The 19,718-nt window shown below is 62.7% G+C and carries 18 protein-coding genes; 7 read left to right on the top strand and 11 right to left on the bottom strand.

Features of this window, described 5'->3' with window-relative positions; all coding sequences use genetic code 11:
* The first annotated feature begins 7 nt into the window (after nucleotides 1-7).
* From NLY33_RS18995 to NLY33_RS18985, 3 genes are all read left to right on the top strand, one after another.
* On the top strand, nucleotides 8-472 hold the full coding sequence (locus tag NLY33_RS18995; RefSeq protein WP_023706185.1) for a GNAT family N-acetyltransferase: 465 nt from the start codon (nucleotides 8-10) through the stop codon (nucleotides 470-472).
* A 28-nt stretch (nucleotides 473-500) separates the two neighbouring features.
* Nucleotides 501-1,304, top strand: a complete 804-nt coding sequence (locus tag NLY33_RS18990; protein ID WP_023706184.1) for a DUF72 domain-containing protein — start codon at nucleotides 501-503, stop codon at nucleotides 1,302-1,304.
* Nucleotides 1,305-1,618: 314 nt separating this feature from the next.
* The gene (locus NLY33_RS18985) at nucleotides 1,619-2,764 is read left to right on the top strand and encodes a GGDEF domain-containing protein (protein ID WP_023706183.1); all 1,146 of its coding nucleotides are present in this window, start codon (nucleotides 1,619-1,621) and stop codon (nucleotides 2,762-2,764) included.
* A gap of 92 nt (nucleotides 2,765-2,856) precedes the next feature.
* Here NLY33_RS18985 and NLY33_RS18980 read toward each other — a convergent pair whose 3' ends face one another.
* From NLY33_RS18980 to urtA, 6 genes are all read right to left on the bottom strand, one after another.
* Nucleotides 2,857-3,033: a hypothetical protein gene (locus NLY33_RS18980; protein WP_023670936.1), complete on the bottom strand. Its 177-nt coding sequence runs from the start codon at nucleotides 3,031-3,033 to the stop codon at nucleotides 2,857-2,859.
* Between the two features lie 531 nt (nucleotides 3,034-3,564).
* Nucleotides 3,565-4,260: an urea ABC transporter ATP-binding subunit UrtE gene (gene urtE / locus NLY33_RS18975; protein WP_023706182.1), complete on the bottom strand. Its 696-nt coding sequence runs from the start codon at nucleotides 4,258-4,260 to the stop codon at nucleotides 3,565-3,567.
* Nucleotides 4,261-4,329: 69 nt separating this feature from the next.
* A complete protein-coding gene (gene urtD, locus NLY33_RS18970; protein ID WP_023670934.1) occupies nucleotides 4,330-5,076 on the bottom strand; it encodes an urea ABC transporter ATP-binding protein UrtD in 747 nt (248 codons plus the stop codon).
* 4 nt (nucleotides 5,077-5,080) lie between these two features.
* Nucleotides 5,081-6,313, bottom strand: a complete 1,233-nt coding sequence (gene urtC, locus NLY33_RS18965; protein WP_023670933.1) for an urea ABC transporter permease subunit UrtC — start codon at nucleotides 6,311-6,313, stop codon at nucleotides 5,081-5,083.
* Nucleotides 6,310-7,926, bottom strand: coding sequence for an urea ABC transporter permease subunit UrtB (gene urtB, locus NLY33_RS18960; protein WP_023706181.1), 1,617 nt, complete (start codon nucleotides 7,924-7,926; stop codon nucleotides 6,310-6,312). Before urtB ends, urtC begins: the two co-directional genes overlap by 4 nt.
* Nucleotides 7,927-8,038: 112 nt before the next feature.
* A complete protein-coding gene (urtA, locus tag NLY33_RS18955) occupies nucleotides 8,039-9,349 on the bottom strand; it encodes an urea ABC transporter substrate-binding protein (RefSeq protein ID WP_023684621.1) in 1,311 nt (436 codons plus the stop codon).
* A gap of 316 nt (nucleotides 9,350-9,665) precedes the next feature.
* On the opposite strand from urtA, the gene NLY33_RS18950 reads away from it, so the two are divergent.
* Both NLY33_RS18950 and NLY33_RS18945 read left to right on the top strand, forming a co-directional pair.
* Nucleotides 9,666-10,061, top strand: a complete 396-nt coding sequence (locus NLY33_RS18950; protein WP_023706180.1) for a hypothetical protein — start codon at nucleotides 9,666-9,668, stop codon at nucleotides 10,059-10,061.
* A 117-nt stretch (nucleotides 10,062-10,178) separates the two neighbouring features.
* Nucleotides 10,179-12,092 (top strand): PhoX family protein, encoded by a 1,914-nt coding sequence (locus tag NLY33_RS18945; RefSeq protein WP_023707486.1) that lies wholly within the window; start codon nucleotides 10,179-10,181, stop codon nucleotides 12,090-12,092.
* A gap of 62 nt (nucleotides 12,093-12,154) precedes the next feature.
* Here NLY33_RS18945 and NLY33_RS18940 read toward each other — a convergent pair whose 3' ends face one another.
* The 3 genes from NLY33_RS18940 to NLY33_RS18930 form a co-directional block, all read right to left on the bottom strand.
* On the bottom strand, nucleotides 12,155-13,726 hold the full coding sequence (locus tag NLY33_RS18940) for a GMC family oxidoreductase (RefSeq protein WP_023706178.1): 1,572 nt from the start codon (nucleotides 13,724-13,726) through the stop codon (nucleotides 12,155-12,157).
* A gap of 51 nt (nucleotides 13,727-13,777) precedes the next feature.
* Nucleotides 13,778-14,302: a twin-arginine translocation pathway signal gene (locus NLY33_RS18935; protein WP_023706177.1), complete on the bottom strand. Its 525-nt coding sequence runs from the start codon at nucleotides 14,300-14,302 to the stop codon at nucleotides 13,778-13,780.
* Nucleotides 14,303-14,382: 80 nt separating this feature from the next.
* Entirely contained in the window at nucleotides 14,383-14,778 is a 396-nt protein-coding gene (locus NLY33_RS18930; protein ID WP_023684616.1) for a VOC family protein, read from the bottom strand.
* Nucleotides 14,779-14,998: 220 nt separating this feature from the next.
* Here NLY33_RS18930 and NLY33_RS18925 point away from each other — a divergent pair, with 220 nt between their 5' ends.
* The gene (locus NLY33_RS18925) at nucleotides 14,999-15,301 is read left to right on the top strand and encodes a ribbon-helix-helix domain-containing protein (RefSeq protein ID WP_023670924.1); all 303 of its coding nucleotides are present in this window, start codon (nucleotides 14,999-15,001) and stop codon (nucleotides 15,299-15,301) included.
* 5 nt (nucleotides 15,302-15,306) lie between these two features.
* Here the strand turns inward: NLY33_RS18925 and NLY33_RS18920 are convergent, their stop codons facing one another.
* A complete protein-coding gene (locus NLY33_RS18920; protein ID WP_023706176.1) occupies nucleotides 15,307-16,017 on the bottom strand; it encodes a purine-nucleoside phosphorylase in 711 nt (236 codons plus the stop codon).
* Between the two features lie 84 nt (nucleotides 16,018-16,101).
* On the bottom strand, nucleotides 16,102-18,672 hold the full coding sequence (gene cckA / locus NLY33_RS18915; RefSeq protein ID WP_023707485.1) for a cell cycle histidine kinase CckA: 2,571 nt from the start codon (nucleotides 18,670-18,672) through the stop codon (nucleotides 16,102-16,104).
* Between the two features lie 205 nt (nucleotides 18,673-18,877).
* Here cckA and NLY33_RS18910 point away from each other — a divergent pair, with 205 nt between their 5' ends.
* Complete coding sequence (locus tag NLY33_RS18910; RefSeq protein ID WP_023706175.1) at nucleotides 18,878-19,594, top strand: flagellar biosynthetic protein FliO; 717 nt, start codon at nucleotides 18,878-18,880, stop codon at nucleotides 19,592-19,594.
* Nucleotides 19,595-19,718: the final 124 nt, after the last annotated feature.

Genomic DNA, 19,718 nt, shown 5'->3' with positions numbered 1-19,718 from the left:
GCTTTGAATGACAGTCCGACAGGCGCTTGCCGGTGATCTCGACGCAGTCGTCTCGCTGACGCAGACCGCCTATGAGCACTACACGCCCCTGTTAGGCGCGCCGCCGCTCCCAGTCACCGAGGACTATGCGCCACGCATCGAGCGTGGCGAGGTCTGGCTCTTGGAGAGCGGCGCGGAACTCGCCGGGCTGATCGTTATTGAGCGCCATCCCGATCATGCGATGATCTTCAGCGTCGCGGTCTCCCCCGCTTTCCAGGGCAGGAAACTCGGCACCGCGCTGCTCGACTTCGCCCAGGAACAGGCGCGGCTATGGGGTGTGCCGGAGGTGCGGCTCTACACCAATTCGCGCATGGAGCGGAACATCGAGATCTATACGGCCTATGGCTTCCACGAAACGGGCCGCCGAGCCAATCCCCACCGTCCCGGATGGACCGTGGTCGACATGATCAAACCGGTTGGAAAAATAGCCTGACCGCATTTTTAGAACTGGGAGGAAGACGATGATCAGCCAAGGAACAATCCGCGCCGGGATGGGTGGCTGGACTTTCGAACCCTGGGATACCTCCTTCTATCCGGACAAACTGTCGAAGGCCAAGCAGCTGCACTATGCCAGCCGCCAGGTGCCGAGCATCGAGGTCAACGGCACCTACTATTCCAGCTTCAAGGAGCCGACCTTCGTCAAATGGGCTGGCGAGGCGCCGGACGGTTTCGTCTATTCGGTGAAGGGCAATCGCTTCGTCACCAACCGGCGCGTGCTTGGCGAAGCCGGCGAGTCCATGACGCGCTTCCTCGGCTCCGGCATTGCCGCGCTGGGCGACAAGCTGGGCCCGATCCTGTGGCAGTTCGCGCCGACGAAAAAGTTCGACGCCGACGATTTCGAGGCCTTCCTGAAGCTGCTGCCGGAAAAGCAGGATGGCGTCGCGCTGCGCCATGCGCTGGAAGTGCGCAACGACAGTTTCAGCGTGCCGGAATTTGTGAGCCTGGCGCGCAAATACAAGGCGGCGATCGTCTATGCCGACCATGCCAAATATCCTGGTATCGCCGACATCACCGGCGATTTTATCTATGCGCGGCTGCAGACCGGCAGCGACGACAATCCGGATTGCTATACGCCGAAGGGCCTGGACGAATGGGCAGCGCGGGTGAAGACCTGGGCGCAAGGCAAGCAGCCGGCAGATCTGCGGCGCGCCGATCCGACTTTCGACGCGCCGGTGAAACCGCGCGACGTGTTCGTCTACTTCATCACCGAGGGCAAGGTGCGCGCGCCGTTCGGCGCCATGGCGCTGATGAAGCGGGTGAGCTGATCGGTTAAAGCGCGTCGCGCTGAACCGGATCATACGTCGCGATTTAAGTCTTTGTCCTGATGCATGCCGTTGTCCCAGAACCGCGGCACACTTCTGGGCGACATGCATTAGGAGCAATTCCAGGAAGAGTGCGGACCGGTTTTCCCGGAAATCCGGGTAGCGCTTTCCCTTGAAAAGGGTTTCAACCCAGAATTGCTACGATCAACCGAAGCGTGATAGCTTATGCGCATCGTAACCTTATCGATACCTCCTTCCTGCATAAATCCGGTGCGGGTCCTTTCTATAGGCCGGCCGCCGCGCGCAAGGACGAGGGCATGTCGCTCGACTACAGTTCCCTTCTGTTGGCTGTCGGGTTTTCCGCCGCTTGCCTCGGCCTGACGCTGTTCGGCATCTGGCTTACCGCGCGCTCGGAAAAATTCCTGCTGACCTGGGCGGTCAGCGTGCTTCTGATCGTTGCCGACGTCTTCGCCTACCAGGCCTATATCGACGCGCCCGGACGCCTGCTCGGCCTCGCCAGCTTCACGTTCCTGCTGCTCGGCTTCGCGACCATGCTGGGCGCTGCCCATCAGTTCACGACAGGGAGGTCACCGCTGCCCCGCATTGCTGTCGGCGCCGGCGTCTCGCTGGCAGTCGCCTTGCCGCCGATAGCGCTTGGCTATGACGGGCTGGGCTTCATGCTGGAGAATGCCTTTGCCGCGCTGCTCCTGTTTGCGACGGCCTATGAATACTGGAAGGGTCGTACGGAATTCCCTGCCCCGATCCTCGGCATTGCCGGGCTCTACACCGCCACCGGAATTTCCTTCGTGCTGTGCTCCGGTGCACTTGTCTGGGATGGCAGGCTGGTGCTTGGCCATGCGCCGAGCAACTGGGCCGAGGATTTCAGCCTCATCGTCGTCATCGCCTGCATGACCGGCATCGGCGCGCTCTCGCTGGCGCTCAACCAAGGACGCCTGGCGCAGCATCATCGCCGCGAAGCGCTGACCGATCCGCTGACCGGACTGCTCAACCGGCGCGCTTTGTTCGACCTTCACGGCAAAACACCGGTCCGGTCCTTCACCGCCGTGATCGTGTTCGATCTCGACGGCTTCAAGGCCATAAATGACGAGTTCGGCCATGCCACCGGCGACGAGGTGCTGAAACTATTCGCCAAGGATTTGACCGCCAATCTCCAGCCAGGCGATGTCGCCGCGCGCATGGGCGGAGAGGAATTTGCATTGGTGCTCGATCGCACCTTGCCTGAAAAGGTGGAATTCATAGCAGAGCGCATCCGGGCCAGTTTTGCCATGCGCCGGATCGATACCGAGACCCGCCTGCTCTCCTGCACGGTCAGCGCCGGCTACGCATTCGGCAGCGAGGGCGGCACCAAATTCGACAAGGTGCTCAGCGCCGCCGACAAGGCGCTTTACGGCGCCAAGCGCGGCGGCCGCAATCGTGTGCTCGCCTTCCGGCGCGCCGGGTAGGCTGGCCTGATATTCAGCGGGCCTGAACCTCACCACACGTAAAACAACAACCTAAAGCGCGTCGCATGAGGCCGTTCAGGCGCGAGGCGTTTTTAGGCCGCTATGACGATCTCGTTGTAAGTGTCGAGGTCGACGTAGAAAACCTTGGTGATTTCGCCGATCAGCTCATCCTGCTGGTAGCCTTGCGAGCGCAGAATGTTGATGGCGGTAATGATGTCGACACGCTCTGTCAGCCGTCGTTTCTGGTGGTCCTCGACGAACCGTTCCATAGCCCTATTCTCCTGGCAAGATTATCTGAACGCATTGACCGACAATCAGAACTGCGAGGGAAGCTAGGGTGGCTTGCTTGCGTGGAACTTGCAGGCTGAGCCAGCATATTCCCTCGATCTGCTACAGAACCAGACTGATACGGAAGCGGCCGACTCACCGAGGCCTAGGAAAGACTAGCATGCAGTATTCGGCGTGCCAGAGTGTGGCGGCCTCGGACGAAAGTCCGACGCAACGGGTGCGGACCTTCGCGACTTCATCATCCTTGGGCGTAGCGACGCGAAGCGGAGCGAAGACCCAGGGATCCATGCCGGGATTAAGAAGCGTCATTAACGGTGCAGAATGTGGAATGCCAATGTGCCGCAGAAGCGATCTTGTTCTGCATCGCGGCACTCTTTGGCTGATGTCGCGGCATGGATTCTAGGGTCTGCGCGCGTCGCTCCGCTCCTTGGCTCCGCCCTAGAATGACGAAGTGATTGTGGGCATTTCAGCCAATCTTCGACGTGTACGATCCGTGCAGCCGTCGACCTGCGTTAAACCGTCAGAAACTTCCTGACGTCCGCCCGGTCGAGATCTTCGGCCGGGCCGGTGTGGACGATCTGGCCGCGGTCCATGATGTTGACCTCGTCGGCGAGCTCGCGGCAGAAATCGAGATATTGCTCGACCAGAAGCACCGCAATGCCGGCCTGATCGCGCAAATAGTGGATGGCGCGGCCGATGTCCTTGATGATCGAGGGCTGGATGCCTTCGGTCGGCTCGTCGAGCACCAGCAGTTTCGGCCGCATGACGAGCGCCCGGCCGATGGCGAGCTGCTGCTGCTGGCCGCCTGAGAGATCGCCGCCGCGCCGCCCCAGCATCTGCTTCAGCACCGGAAACAGTTCGAAGACATGCGCCGGCACGTTGCGGTCGGCGCGCTTCAACGGCGCAAAGCCGGACTCCAGGTTTTCGCGCACCGTCAGCAGCGGAAAGATCTCCCTGCCCTGCGGTACGAATGCGATGCCCGACCGGGCGCGATCATACGCCGCGCTCCGGTCGAGCGCCTTCCCCTCGAAGGCAACGCTTCCGCTCGTCAGCCGGTGGTGGCCGACGATCGATCTCATCAAACTGGTCTTGCCGACGCCGTTGCGGCCGAGCACGCAGGTGATCTTGCCGGCACCCGCCGTCAGCGACACACCGCGCAACGCCTGAGCGGCGCCGTAATGGAGCGTGGCGTTGGAAACTTCGAGCATGTCAGCGCCTTCTCCAGAAGCGGAGGAACGAAAAGTCGAAGCGATGGAATTGCACCCGCCAGACCATGCTCATCTCCCGAGATAAACTTCGACGACCCGCTCGTCGGCCGAGACGAAATCGAGCGAGCCTTCCGACAGCACCGAGCCCTCATGCAGGCAGGTGACCTTGACGCCGAGTTCGCGCACGAAATGCATGTCGTGCTCGACGACGATGACCGAATGCTCGCGCGCTATGTCCTTGAGCAGCCGCGCGGTTTCCTCGGTCTCGGCATCGGTCATCCCTGCGACCGGCTCGTCAACCAAAAGCAGCTTCGGGTCCTGCGCCAGCAGCATGCCGATCTCCAGCCACTGTTTCTGGCCATGGCTGAGATTGGCTGCCAGATCGTGGCGCTTGTCGCCCAGCCGGATGATGCCGAGGATGTCGTCGATCTGTCTGGCTTCGGCGGCCGAGCGGCGATGGAACAGCGCCGGAAAGATCGAGCGCGGGCCCTTCAGCGCCAGCATCAGATTGTCTTCGACGCTGTGGCTTTCGAAGACGGTCGGCTTCTGGAATTTGCGGCCGATGCCCATCATGGCGATCTCCGCCTCGTCGTGCCGGGTCAGATCGACCTGGCCGTCGAAGAACACTTCGCCCTCGTCGGGCCGGGTCTTGCCGGTGACGATGTCCATCATCGTCGTCTTGCCGGCGCCGTTGGGACCGATGATGGCGCGCATCTCGCCCTTGTCGAGCACCAGCGACAGATTGTTGATGGCGCGGAAACCGTCGAAGGAGACCGAGACGCCGTCGAGATAGAGGATGGTGTTGGACTTCGACATCGCTCTATTCCGCCGGCTGCGGTTCAGGCCCGGACGCGGACCAGGCACCGGGCGTTGTTGCTGCGCTGCGCACGATCTTCGATGGCGGCGGGGCATCAGGGTCTGTGCCCGCTTCCTCTGCAATCGCTGCAGCCCGCATCGCCCGAGCGTTACCGCGCCAGGAATCCCACATGCCGACGATGCCCTTGGGCAGGAACAGGGTTACGGCGACGAACAGGCCGCCGAGCGCAAACAGCCAGAACTCCGGCAGCAGGCCGGTGAACCAGGATTTGCCGGCATTGACCAGCAGCGCGCCGACGATCGGGCCGACAATGGTGCCGCGCCCACCGACGGCTGCCCAGATCACGACTTCGATGGAATTGGACGGCTCGAATTCGCCGGGATTGATGATACCGACCTGCGGCACATAGAGCGCGCCGGCGATGCCGGCCATGACAGCCGAGACGGTGAAGGCAAACAGCTTCACGTTCTCCGCCCGCCAGCCGAGGAAGCGGGTGCGGCTCTCGGCGTCGCGCACCGCCATTAGCAGCTTGCCGTATTTGGAGCCGACGATCGCCCAGGTGATGAAGACGGCGAGCGCGAGTATGATGGCGCTGGCGGCAAACAGGGCCGAGCGGGTGGCGTCGGCCTGCACGTTGAAGCCCAGAATATCCTTGAAATCGGTCAAGCCGTTGTTGCCGCCGAAACCCATGTCGTTGCGGAAGAAGGCGAGCAGCAGCGCGTAGGTCATCGCCTGGGTGATGATGGAGAGATAGACGCCGGTGACGCGGCTGCGGAAGGCGAACCAGCCGAAGACGAAGGCGAGCAGGCCGGGCACCGCCAGCACCATGATGGCGGCGAACCAGAAGTGGTCGAAACCGGTCCAGAACCAGGGCAATTCCTTGTAGTTCAGGAACACCATGAAATCGGGCAGGATCGGATTGCCGTAAACGCCGCGCGAGCCGATCTGGCGCATGAGGTACATGCCCATCGCATAGCCGCCGAGGGCGAAGAAGGCGCCATGGCCGAGCGAGAGGATGCCGCAATAGCCCCAGACGAGATCGAGCGCCAAGGCAAGCAATGCATAGCAGAGGTACTTGCCCGTCAACGCGACGATGTAGGACGGAATATAGAACGCGCTTTGCGGCGACACTGCGAGGTTGAGCAGCGGCACGATAATGGCGGCCGTCAGCAGGATGAAAATAGTGATGGCGATGCGACGGTCGGCACCCGCGGCGAAGAAGCGTCCCGTGATCATGTTTCCACCGCCCTGCCCTTGAGCGCGAACAGGCCGCGCGGGCGCTTCTGGATGAACAGGATGATCAGCACCAGCACGACGATCTTGCCGAGCACCGCGCCAGCATAGGGTTCGAGAACCTTGTTGACGATGCCGAGCGAGAAGGCGCCGACCAGCGTGCCCCAGAGATTGCCGACGCCGCCGAAGACCACGACCATGAAGCTGTCGATGATGTAGCCGCGGCCGAGATTGGGCGAGACATTGTCGATCTGGCTGAGCGCGACGCCGGCAATGCCGGCAATGCCGGAGCCGAGCGCAAAGGTCAGCGCATCGACCCAAGGCGTCCTGATGCCCATCGAGGCGGCCATGCGGCGGTTGGCGGTGACGGCGCGCATCTGCAGGCCCCAGGGCGTGCGCTTCATAACAAAGAGCAGCACGCCGAAGACGGTGAGCGCGAAGACCAGGATCCAGAGGCGGTTCCAGGTGACGGCGAGTTGGCCGACATCGAACGATCCCGACATCCAGGAGGGGTTGCCGACCTCCTGGTTGGTCGGTCCGAAGATCGAGCGCACCGCCTGCTGCAGGACAAGCGAGACGCCCCAGGTTGCGAGCAGCGTTTCCAGCGGCCGGCCGTAGAGGAAACGGATGACGCCGCGCTCGATGATCAGGCCGACGGAAGCGGCAACCAGGAAGGCGAGCGGCAGCGCGATCACCAGCGACCAGTCGAACAGGCCGGGGAATGAGGTTCGGATCGCCTGCTGGACGACGAAGGTGGTGTAGGCGCCGAGCATCACCATCTCGCCATGCGCCATGTTGATGACGCCCATGACGCCGAAGGTGATGGCGAGGCCGATGGCGGCCAGCAGCAGCACCGAGCCAAGCGAGATGCCGTACCATATGTTCTGGCCGGCATCCCACAGCGCCAGGCTCGAATTGATGCTGGCGATTGCCGCCGTCGCGGCATCCTTGACCGCGCCTTGCGCATTGGCCTCGACCGCGGTGAGCAGCGAGACCGCGTCGCGGTCGCCGCGCGCGCCGATCAGGGCAATGGCGGCAAGCTTGTCGGCCTCCGGCTTGTCGGAGACCAGCACCGATGCCGCGCGCGCCTGTTCGAACAATGCCTTGACCTTGGCGTCGGTCTCGGCGGCAATGGCTGCATCGAGCGGCTCGATATTGGCGGCATCGGGGGTCTTGAACATGGTGTCGGCGGCGGCGATGCGGACAGAAGGATCTTTCGCGCGCAACGTCAGCGTTCCCAGCGCATCGCGGATGACGCGGCGCAGCGTGTTGTTGACCTTGATCTTGGTGATGTCGGCCTTGGCGGCGTCGCCGGCTTTCTCGCCGCTCAGCGGGTCGAGCAGCGTGACGCTGTCGGCGGCCTCACTGCCGACGAAGACGGCTGAATCGGCTTTACGAATGTAGAGATTGCCTTCGGCGAGCGCTGCAAGCGGGCGCTCGACCAGCGGATCGCCGGTGGCGGCAAGTTCGCGCACGACGGCCTCAGTGGCGGCAAAGCCCGTGCCCGTGGCGAATTTGGCGACGATGGCGCGCAGATCGGCTTCGGCTGCGTTCGACGGCAATAGGCTTGCCACCAGGAACACCAGCATGAGGCCGAGAGTGCGCAACAGGATCATCCGTTCAGATACTCTTCTGTGGGGAAATTCCGCGTCCGGGCGGGCTGAAGCGCCCGGACGCTTGGCGGTACCGATCGTGGACGCGTCCACGATCGGTCGGTCCCGGGAGGGATCAGTTCGTGCCCTTGCCGCCGCATTTGCCGGTGGCAACGTTGAAGTTGCCGCAGGACAGAGGCGCGCGCCAATCCGAAATCAGGTCCTTGGAATCGGGCAGATAGTCGGACCATTCGTCGCCCATCACGAGGCCGGGCGTCTGCGACACGGTCTCGAACTGGCCGTCGGCCTGGATCTCGCCGATCAGCACCGGCTTGGTGATGTGATGGTTCGGCATCATGGTCGAATAGCCGCCGGTGAGGTTCGGCACGGACACGCCGACCATGGCGTCGATGACCTTGTCGGGATCGGTGGTGCCAGCCTTTTCGACCGCCTTCACCCACATGTTGAAGCCGATATAGTGAGCTTCCATCGGGTCGTTGGTGGTGCGCTTGTCATTCTTGATGAACTTGTGCCAGTCGGCGATGAACTTCTTGTTTTCGGGTGTGTCGACGCTCTCGAAATAGTTCCAGGCAGCGAGATGGCCGACCAGCGGCGCGGTATCGAGACCGGCCAGTTCTTCCTCACCGACCGAAAAGGCCATGACCGGGATGTCCTCGGCCTTGATGCCCTGGTTGCCGAGTTCCTTGTAGAACGGAACGTTGGCGTCGCCATTGACGGTCGAGACGACGGCGGTCTTCTTGCCGGCCGAGCCGAATTTCTTGATTGCGGAGACTTCGGTCTGCCAGTCGGAGAAGCCGAACGGCGTGTAGTTGACCATGATGTCTTCGGCGGCGACGCCCTTGGCCTTCAGATAGGCCTCGAGGATTTTGTTGGTGGTGCGGGGATAGACGTAGTCGGTGCCTTCCAACACCCAGCGCTTCACCGAGCCACCGTCTTCGCTCATGAGATAATCGACAGCGGGAATCGCCTGCTGGTTCGGGGCGGCGCCGGTGTAGAACACGTTGCGCTCGCTTTCCTCGCCCTCATACTGGACGGGGTAGAACAGGATGTTGTCGAGTTCCGAGAACACCGGCAACACCGATTTGCGCGACACCGAGGTCCAGCAGCCGAACACGGCGGCGACCTTGTCCTTCGAGATCAGCTCGCGCGCCTTTTCGGCAAAGAGCGGCCAGTTGGAGGCCGGATCGACAACGACCGCCTCGAGCTTCTTGCCGAGCAGACCGCCCTTGGCATTCTGCTCTTCGATGAGCATCAGCATGGCGTCTTTCAGCGTCGTCTCCGAAATCGCCATGGTCCCCGATAGCGAATGCAGAATGCCGACCTTGATCGTGTCTTCGGCGGCCTTGGCCGGAGACGACATCGACAGGCCGGCGGCGATCACGCCCGCCGAAAACATTTTTGTTATTGTGGAGAAATTACCCCTCATACCGAAGACTCCCAAGCTGTTTGATTGCACCGCGACAATGCAAAGCAACTGCCGTGCCAAACGCGAAGGCGCCGCTCATAAAGATGTAATAGCCGAGCGTTATCAGCCGGTTGGTATATGAGCTGGAGAAACAACAAAGGCAGCCGGTAAAAATTGATTGAGGCAAATTTGCGCAGCGCACACGACTTTTGCCTAATTTTCGCCCAATTGAGACAAATGCCTAGTTTTTGATCTCCGGCCGTGGTTTCCGGGCGAACAATGTTGCGGCACCGCGCAAAAACAGGGCAAGCTCGCCCTTCAAAAAAAGAGAGACGTCATGACATCTCGCATCTCACGCATTTCCGGCATCCTGCTGCTGATGGCAACGAGCGGCGCCGCGCGCGCCGATTTCAGCGAGGGCAAGCTTCCGGACGGCACCTATCATTGCGAGGTCTACCTGCTCGGCGCCTTCCTCAACCTCGGCGACATCACCATCAAGGGCAATGTCTATACCGGCCCGGTGACATTCGGCACCGCGACGCAAGGCTACAACTATCAGATGAATGCCAATGGCGAGATCACCTGGCTCGGGCCGCTGGGCGGCTATACCACCGGTGGCAACTCCGTCTCCATGACACAGGCAACACTGGACGGCGAGACCGCCCCGTCATTCGACATCATTCTGAAGCAGCCCGACGGCGCCTTCACCGCCTCGACCTGCACCAAGGGCTGAGCGATGCGTAGTGCCGCGCCCAGTTGCGGCAAAACCTTCCTCTTATGTCATGTGAATGTTGCCTAAGCAGACTAGGGCAACGGTGCGCCGTAACATCCACCCTGAGAGGCAGACACCATGGCCAATACACCGTCTTCATCCTCCCCCGTCATCCGCGAAATCATTGCCGAGCGCGTCTCGCGCCGGTCTCTTTTGAAAGGCAGCCTCGCCTCCGGCGCGCTGATTGCCGGCGGCAGCTTTGTCGGCTCCTTGTTTGCCGGCGAAACGCATGCCGCCACAGCGCAGTCGACGCTCGGCTTTCCCGAGCTGAAACGGGTCTACGGCAAGACCCATGCCGCCGCCGAAGGCTATGAGACGACCATCGTCGCGCGCTGGGGCGACCCGCTTGCAGCCGGCCTCGCCGAATTCGACGGCAACAAGGTCGCGGCGAAGGAACAGGAAAAGCGCTTCGGCTACAATTGCGACTACATCGCCTTCATGCCGCTGCCCAAGGGCACGGTGAATTCCGATCATGGCCTGCTCTGCGTCAACAACGAATACATCTCGCCCAATGTGATGTTTCCGGGGATGACCGAGGGCGATGCCGGCAAGACGATGACCAGGGAACAGGTCGATCTCGGCATGGCCGCGATGGGCCATTCGATCGTCGAGGTGCAATTGAAGGACGGCAAGTGGGCAAGCGTGGCGGACAGCCCGCTCAACCGCCGCATCACCGCCAACACCGAAATGACCGTTTCCGGACCGGTTGCCGGCCATGCGCTGATGAAAACTTCGGCCGACCCGACTGGCACGAAAGTGCTCGGCACCAGCTATAATTGCAGCGGCGGTTTCACCCCCTGGGGTACGGTGCTGACCTGCGAGGAAGGCGTGTCCGACATTTTCGGCGGCGACCCGAAAAAGGCGCCGACTGCCGACCTGCTCGACCGTTACGGCTTCGACGGCTCCGACATCTATGGCCGCGGCCGCTTCCATGACCGCTTCAACCTCGACAAGGAACCGAACGAGGCCAACCGCTTCGACTGGGTGGTCGAGATCGACCCTTACGATCCTCAGTCCAGGCCGGTGAAGCGCACGGCACTTGGCCGCATGTCGCATGAGGCCTCGACCGTGGTCCTCAACAAGGACGGCCGCGTTGTCGTCTATATGGGTGACGACGACTATTTCGAATATATGTACCGCTTCGTCTCGGCCAAGGCCTATGACAAGGCCAATCCGGCCTCCGGCGCCGATCTGCTCGACGATGGCGTGCTGTCGGTCGCCCGCTTCGATGCCGATGGCTCGATGACGTGGCTGCCGTTGGTGCACGGCCAGGGCAAGCTTACCGTCGAGAACGGTTTTGCCGACCAGGCCGAGGTGCTGTTGAAGACGCGGTTTGCGGCAGATGCGCTCGGCGCCACGCCGATGGACCGGCCCGAGGACATCGAGACCAATCCGGTGACCGGCCGCGTCTATGCGGTGATGACCAAGAACAAGAAGCGCGACCAGTCAAAGGTCAATCCGGCCAACACGCGGCCGGAAAATCTCTGGGGCCATATTGTCGAACTGATCCCGCCCGGCCGCCGCGGCGCGGACGCCGACCACACGGCCGAAAACTATGCCTGGGACCTGTTCGTGCTCTGCGGCAATCCCAGGGATGCCAAGGTCGGCGCCACCTTCCATCCGGATACGTCGGACAATGGCTGGTTCGTCTGCCCCGACAACATCACCTTCGATCCGGCCGGGCGGCTGTGGGTGGCGACGGACGGCGCCAATGATTTCGACCTGCCGGACGGCGTCTATGGCGTCGACACCGAAGGTGCGGCGCGCGGCCTGCCGAAGCTGCTGTTCACCTGCCCGCACGGCGCCGAAGCGACCGGCCCGTGCTTCACGCCGGACGGCTCGACTTTGTTCCTGTCGGTGCAGCACCCTGCGGAAGATGCAGAGACGCTCGACAAGGCGCAGACGCTGTGGCCCGACTTCAGGGATGGCCAATTGCCGCGGCCGTCCGTCGTCGCCATCCGCCGCAAGGACGGACAGCCGGTCGGCGCATAGTGTCCTAGGGAAAAGGGCGGAACGCGCCATGCGCGTTCCGCGTAGCGATCCGGGAGGACGGCTCAGATCGTCTTGGCCGACATTTGCGAAGCGATGTATTCGGCCTGGCGGATAGCCAGCGACACGATCGTCAGCGTCGGATTTTCAGCCGCACCGGTGGTGAACTGGCTGCCGTCCGACACGAACAGGTTCTTGATGTCGTGCGCCTGGCCGTGCTTGTTGACGACGCCGTCTTCCGCCTTTTCACTCATCCGGTTGGTGCCGAGATTGTGGGTTGAGGGATAGGGCGGCGTCGGGAAGGAGCGCGTCGCGCCGACCGCATCGTAAAGCGCTGTGGCCTGCTTGTAGGCATGATTGCGCATCGCCGTGTCGTTGGGATGATCATCGAAATGCACGTCGGCGATCGGCATGCCGTGCGCCTCCTTCTCGTCCTTGTGCAGCGTGACGCGGTTTTCCGCGCGCGGCATGTCCTCGCCGACGATCCACAGGCCAGCCATGTGATCATAGTGGTCGAGCGCGGTGGTGAAGGAACGGCCCCAGCCGCCGGGATTGAGGAAGGCGGCCATGAAGGGCAAGCCGAGCGACAGCGTCTCGAATTCATAGCCGCCGACAAAGCCGCGTGAGGGATCGTGCCGCGCCTCGTCGCGGATAATGCCGGCCATGGTGGTGCCGCGATACATATGCACCGGTTGGTCGAAAATGGCGTAGACCGAACCGGTGGTGTGGCGCATGTAGTTCTTGCCGACCTGCCCCGACGAATTGGCAAGCCCTTGCGGAAACTTCGCTGACTCGGAGTTTAGCAGCAGGCGCGGGCTTTCGATCGAGTTGCCGGCGACGGCGACGATGCGGGCCTTCTGTTCCTGCAGCTTGCCGTCCTTGTCGGCATAGACGACGCCGGTCACCTTGCCTGAGGCGTCGTGGTTGATCTTGATCGCCATGGCATTCGGCCGGACTTCGAGATGGCCGGTGGCCTCGCCCTTGGGGATCTCGGTATAGAGCGTCGACCATTTGGCGCCCCATTTGCAGCCCTGGAAGCAGAAGCCGGTCTGTTGGCAGGAGTTGCGGTCGTCCCGCTCGACCGAATTGATTGCCATGTTGCCGGTATGACATTCCTTGTAGCCGAGCTTGTCGGCGCCGGCCTTGAGCACCTTGAAATTGTTGTTGCCGGGCAGGCGCGGCCAGCCATTGGTGCCGGTGACGCCCATCTTGGCTTCCGCCTTGGCGTAGTACGGCTCCATCTCGGCCAATGTGACCGGCCAGTCCAGCAGGTTGGCGCCTTCCAGCTTGCCGTAGGTCGAGAGCGTCCTGAACTCATGCTCCTGGAAGCGCAGCGAGGCGCCGGCCCAGTGCGTGGTCGAGCCGCCGACCGATTTGACGATCCAGGCCGGCAAATTCGGGAAATCCTTCGACACCCGCCAGTCGCCTGAGGTTGTGCGCTTGTCCGTCCAGGCGAGCTGGCTGAAGGAACCCCACTCGTCGTTGATGAAATCCTCGTATTCGTGGCGCGCGCCGGCCTCGAGGATGACGACATCGACGCCTTTCTGGGCGAGTTCGTTGCCGAGCGTGCCGCCGCCGGCGCCGGAGCCGATGATCACGACCACGCCGTCGTTGTTGAGATCAAATGAAGCTGCCATGGTTTCCTCCCATGAATTCCTGTTTGCGGGGTTTCAGAACGACGGAAGGGCTCAGAGCCACTCTATGTCGTCGAAACCGCGCGCGATGTAGCCGCCCTTGGAGTAGGATTCGCCCTCGTAGCCGAAAATCGGCCACACCTCCTGCTGGTTGTAGAGGCTGACGACGAGGCCGCCGCGGATGGACTGGAAGAACGGCGTCGCCTCGATCTGCTGCAGCACGGCAACGCGCTGCTCCTCCCAGCCGAGGCCGCGATAGCCGCCCTCGCCCGACTTCTTGTCGAGGTTGGCGATGCCGTCTTCGATCATCGTCTTGTAGGCAGCGTCCTTGCCGGCCTGCTCATCATGCCCTTTTACGGCGATGGCGTAGTATTTGTCGGGCACCTGATCGTGCGGATAGATGTCGCGCGCCATCTGGATCAGCGTTGCCATGGCTTCGGGCTTGAGCGCCGATGTCTCGAGCCCCCAGGCATTTTCAGGGCTGATGACGGCGCTGCCGGAAATGACGAGCAACGCGCCGATGCCGCCGCGTTTGAGAAGTTCACGACGTGAGAGCCTCGCGTCATAGATCGTGACCATTTGTTCCTCCCTGCTTGCTGTTTGCGCCCTTGAACAGCGCCGTTGCTGGCGCCGCGCGGCTGAATGCGGCTGATAATCCCCTACTGGAAGCGCCCTCCACGCTGCAGAACCTCGATCTTGTAGCCGTCGGGGTCCTCGATGAAGAAAAAGCGGGCGATCAGCGATCCGTCGCGGTTGAATTCGACGATCTTCTTGGGGTTGAGGCCGAGCGCGCCGATCCGGTCGTGTTCGCTGTCGAGATCGGACACCGAGACCGCCAGATGGCCGTAACCGTCGCCAAGCCCATAAGGCTCGGTGCGGCCCTTGTTCACGGTGAGTTCGAGCTCGAACCCCGTTTCGGCGTTGGCAAGGTAAATCAGCGTGAATGTCTCGAAATCCAGCCTGTCGGCGACGTCGAGCCCGAAAGCGTTTCTGTAGAAATCGACGGATCTGGCCTCTTGGAGAACCCGGATCATGGAATGGATTGCCTTCGCCAAATCAGTCTCCGCCGCTGCATGTTGGAGGCGATTATGGGCGGCACGCGTGAAAGGTGGTGGCAGCCGGTTACCACGGCTAAATTTGCAATCGCTGCTATGCCTGCGCCTAAAGACGAAAGTCCGATTGCCGATTCGGCCCACAAGGCCGAACATGCAGGGACAACCACAACTTGAAGGCGCGACACGCTGCGCCCAAAACCAACAATATCGGGAGGTAAGGATGTGCAGGGTTTTTGCCGGGCAGGATCCGGAAGGCTATCGACAGATCAACCGGTCGATCCGCATCGACGGTCACTCTACGAGTATCCAGCTTGAAGGAACGTTCTGGGCGCTGCTTGACGAAATTGCCGACAGCCAGGGCCTGACGACGCCGAAGTTCATCTCAAAACTCTATGACGAGGCGATCGAGATCAACGGCGCCATTCCCAACTTCGCGTCGATGCTGCGTACCACCTGCGCGCTTTATCTGCGCGGTCACCGGCCAGACATGGATGAGCTGACGCCGAAGCGCGAAGCGGCCTGAGGAAGCTAGCGTTCCGCCGCAACGTCGAGCCCGAGCCGCGCCATATCGGTGAACAGCGCCTGACGTTCGGAATAGGCAGTCTGTTCGCCGGTCACGATGTTGTCGACGACGGTCAGCAGCGACAGCGCGCGGGCGCCGAAATGCGCCGCGATTCGGTAGAGTGCGCTGGTTTCCATATCGACAGCGAGAGCGCCAAGCGCCTGCGCTTCGGCAAAGCGGTCGCGCCCTTCAGGGTGGTAGAAGACATCGCTGCAGATGGTCAGCCCGGCCTGGTGGTCGATGCCGAGCTGGGCGGCGCAGGCCAAAGCGTGGGCGAACAGGCCGGGATCGGGCCCGGCGGCAGCATCGTAGAGGCCGAAGACCTGGCCGCTTTGGTCGCTTTCGGCGCGCACCGACTGCGAGATCACCAAGGAGCGCAGCGGCACGCGGGGTGTCAGGCCGCCGCAGGTGCCTGTGCGGATCAGCGTTTTTACGCCGTGAACATCCAGGAGTTCATGCGCATAGACCAGGAAGGACGGGACACCGATGCCGGTGGCCTGGATGCTGATGGGACGGCCGCGATAGAGACCGGTGAAGCCGAGTGCGCCCCGGCGGCGGTTGACGCAGCGCGGCGCCTCAAGAAATGTCTTTGCCATCCACTCGGCGCGTTGCGGATCGCCCGGCAACAGCACCGTTGCGGCATAGTCGCCCCTGGCAGCCTCGTTGTGCGGCGTCACGACATGCTCCCCAAAACCCGCCGCCCGTTTCGCCTGCAATCATGGCAGTGTCACGTCATTGCGCAAGCTTTGAATTAGGGCGCCCTAGGACTCCAATACATCCTTGACCACGGTGGCCAGTTGCTTGAGGGAGAACGGCTTCGGCAGGAAGCCGAATTGCGCGTCCGGCGGCAGGTTTCTGGCGAAAGCGTCTTCGGCATAGCCGGACACGAAGACGAACTTGATGTCGGGCTGGCGCTTGCGCAGTTCGCCGAGCAGCGTCGGTCCGTCCATTTCCGGCATCACCACGTCGGACACGACGATATCGACTTTGCCGCCGAGCGCCTCGAAGACTTCCAGCGCCTCGACGCCCGAGGAGGCCTCATGGACGGTATAGCCGCGCGAGGTCAGCGCCCGCGAGCCGCCCATGCGCACGGCGTCTTCGTCCTCGACGAGGAGCACAGTGGCCGAGCCCGACAGGTCCTTGGCGCTGTCGGCGGCTTTCACCGGCGCAGCCGGCGCCTCGCTGACGTCGCCGGGCTTCTTCGCCTCCACGATATGGCGCGGCAAGAAGATGCGGAAGGTCGAGCCCTTGCCGACTTCGGAATCGCAGAAGATGAAACCGCCGGTCTGCTTGATGATGCCATAGACCATCGACAGGCCAAGGCCGGTGCCTTTGCCGACTTCCTTGGTGGTGAAGAACGGCTCAAAAATCTTCTTCAGCACGTCCGGGGCAATGCCCGAGCCGCTATCCTCGACCTCGACCACGACATAGTCGGCAGGCGTGAGCTCGCGGTAGGAGAAGCTCTTGCATTGTTCGGCGGTGACGTTGCGGGTGCGCACGGTGAGGTCGCCGCCGGCCGGCATGGCGTCGCGCGCGTTGACGGCGAGGTTGACCACCACCTGCTCGAACTGGCCGATATCGACCTTGACCGGCCACAAATCGCGGCCGTGGTCGACCTTCAGCTTGATCTCGTTGCCGACCAGGCGGGCAAGCAGCATCCGGAGATCGGCAAGCACGTCGGTCAGGTTCAGCACTTCCGGCCGCAAAGTCTGCTTGCGCGAGAAGGCGAGCAACTGCCGCACCAGCGAGGCCGCCCGGTTGGCATTCTGCTTGATGTTCATGATGTCGGGGAAGGATGGGTCCGACGGACGGTGATTGGTCAGCAAAAGATCCGACGCCATGATGATGGCGGTCAGCACATTGTTGAAGTCGTGGGCGATGCCGCCGGCAAGCTGTCCGACAGCCTGCATCTTCTGGCTCTGCGCCATCTGGCCCTCGAGCGCCTTCTGCTCGGTGGTCTCGACGGCATAGACGATGGCCGATTCGTCGGCGCCCTCGCCGGTGCCGTCGGCGACGGCGTTGACGTAGAAGCGGATGTGACGCTCCTCATTGCCGGGCAGCAGCGTGTCGATCGGCTCGATGTCGGCCTGCCTCAGCCGCGCCTTCTCGAAGGCGGCGGCAAAGGCCGGCCGGTCGCGCTCATGGATCACGGTGTCCAGCCGCACGCGGCGGTCAACCGCGTCGCCGTCGACGACGGAGGAAAACAGCGACAGGAACGGCGCGTTGGTGCGCAGGATGCGGCCGCCATTGTCGACGGCAGCAATGGCCATCGGCGTCGAATTGAAGAAACGGGTGAAGCGCACTTCCGAAGCACGAAGGTCGGCCGATGCGTCCTCGCCCTGGGTGCGGTTGAGCACAATGGTGCGGGTCGGACCGTTGGTCCCCTCTCGGCTGGCCGAGACCCGATGCATGAAGCGCACCGGCACCGCCTCGCCGGTTGTCGTCGTCAGATCGAGATCGATGACGGCGTTGCGGGTGGTGCCGGGATCGGCCTTGACCGAGCGCACCAGCGCCATGCCGTCGCCGGCGACGATTTCCGGGAGTGTCACGGCGCCAGGGGTGAAGCTCGCCAGATCGATGCCCAGCCATTCGGCGAGCGTGGCGTTGATGTAGGTGACACGGCCTTCCTGGTCGGCCGAGAAGAAACCGGCCGGCGCATGGTCGAGATGGTCGATGGCCTTCTGCAAGTCGAGGAAGAAACGCTCCTGCTCGGCCCGTTCCTGCGAGATATCGGCAAGCTGCCAGGCAAGCATCGGCAGGCGCTGACCGGGAACGCTGAAGGTCCGGGCCCGCGCCCGGTACCAGCGCGCGCCGGGTTCGGCGCCCGGCCGGATCGACTGTGCCAGCCGGAACTCACCGTCGCCGGCCTGGCCATCGCGCAAGCCCGAGGCCAGCCGGTATATGGTCACCGAAGCTTCGGGGACATCGGAAAGCAGGCCTTCGACCGTCTTCAGATCGGCGGCCGACGCGGCACCGGTCATCTCGGCGTAGGCCCGGTTGGCGTAGACGACGCGGCCCTTGGTGTCGGTGACGATCAGGCCCTGCGACATCGAATCGACGAAGGCCTTCGACAGTTCGTCCCCGGTCGAACGCGGCGCGATCTGCACGAAGCCGATGGCCGTGGCGAACAGGAAGCCGACGCCGATCATGGCAAGCACGCCCAGCATGCCGAGCAGGAACGGATCGCCAAGACGCTCGCGGAAAATGCCGAAAACGATCGCGGCCCCAGTCAGGACGATGATGAACACGATGAGCCGGGTAACCGCGCCTGGCCGCGTGTTCTGATCGACGATCGGTACCGGATAGAAATCGCCGCGCGTTTCCCTGGCCATATGCCCCCTGCTCGTGAGTTGTCCGACACCGCCCCCGGCCGGTTGAATCACATTCTCCTAATCCGGAAAAGGCCTTGGCGGCAAATGTCGGATAAAAATGACGCGTCGGTGTTTTCAAGCTGTTCACGAAGCGTGAAGGCAACTTGCGGTGGCTGGCCGCAACGGTCTAGTGTCCCTCCACTTCAAAAGCCGATTGGGGGCACCGATGCAGTGGCTGGATAATGTGGCGGGTCCCGGATATGCCGCAGCGCTGCTGTGGACGTTTGCTGCCCTTGTCCTGCTGGTCATCGTGCTCATCATCATCAGGCTGATCCGCAACCTGACCTTCGGCACCTTCGTTGCCGGCGGCAGGAACCGCAAGACACGGCTGGCGGTCATGGACGCCACGGCAGTCGACAGCCACCGCCGGCTGGTGCTCATCCGTCGCGACGACATCGAACACCTGCTTTTGATCGGCGGCCCGACCGACGTTGTCGTCGAGCGCGATATCAGACTTGCAGCGCCACGCCGTCCGGCATTGACCGGCGATGGCGGTGTTGGCCAGCAGCAACAGGCGCCGCGTCCGCGCGCAGCACAACCCGCTCCGGCCACGCCCGCAAGGCAGGCGCCGCCGCCGCAACCGGTAAGGGCTGCTCCGGCCGCCGTTCCGCCGCGCCAGGCCGCGCCGGCGCCGAAACCGGCTCAAATCTACCAGGCGAGCAATGTGACACCGCTGCCGGCCTATGGCTCCGCCGCCAATACTGCCCGGCAGGCCCCGCCACCGAAGCATGAGTCCATCGACGATACCCTGATGCGGGAGCTCGAGGTCTCGCTCGACGATTCGCACCCCAAACCGGCAAGCAAGCCGGCTGCGAAGGCACCGCAGTCTCTCGACGACGAGATGACCAAGCTGCTCGGCGAACTCGCCAGCCAGAAACGATAAAGCCCGGCGAACCGTCACATCTTGCCGATTCCCGATCGGAACGCCGCTTAAAGCGCGTCGCACAAATCCGTTCAGCGCGACGCGCTTTAACTTCGTGCGATTAAACCCTTCGCTAAAAACACAA

It is taken from the genome of Mesorhizobium sp. C432A (genome assembly GCF_030323145.1).
Lineage (GTDB): Bacteria > Pseudomonadota > Alphaproteobacteria > Rhizobiales > Rhizobiaceae > Mesorhizobium.
This window is presented reverse-complemented; position numbering and strand designations above follow the sequence as displayed.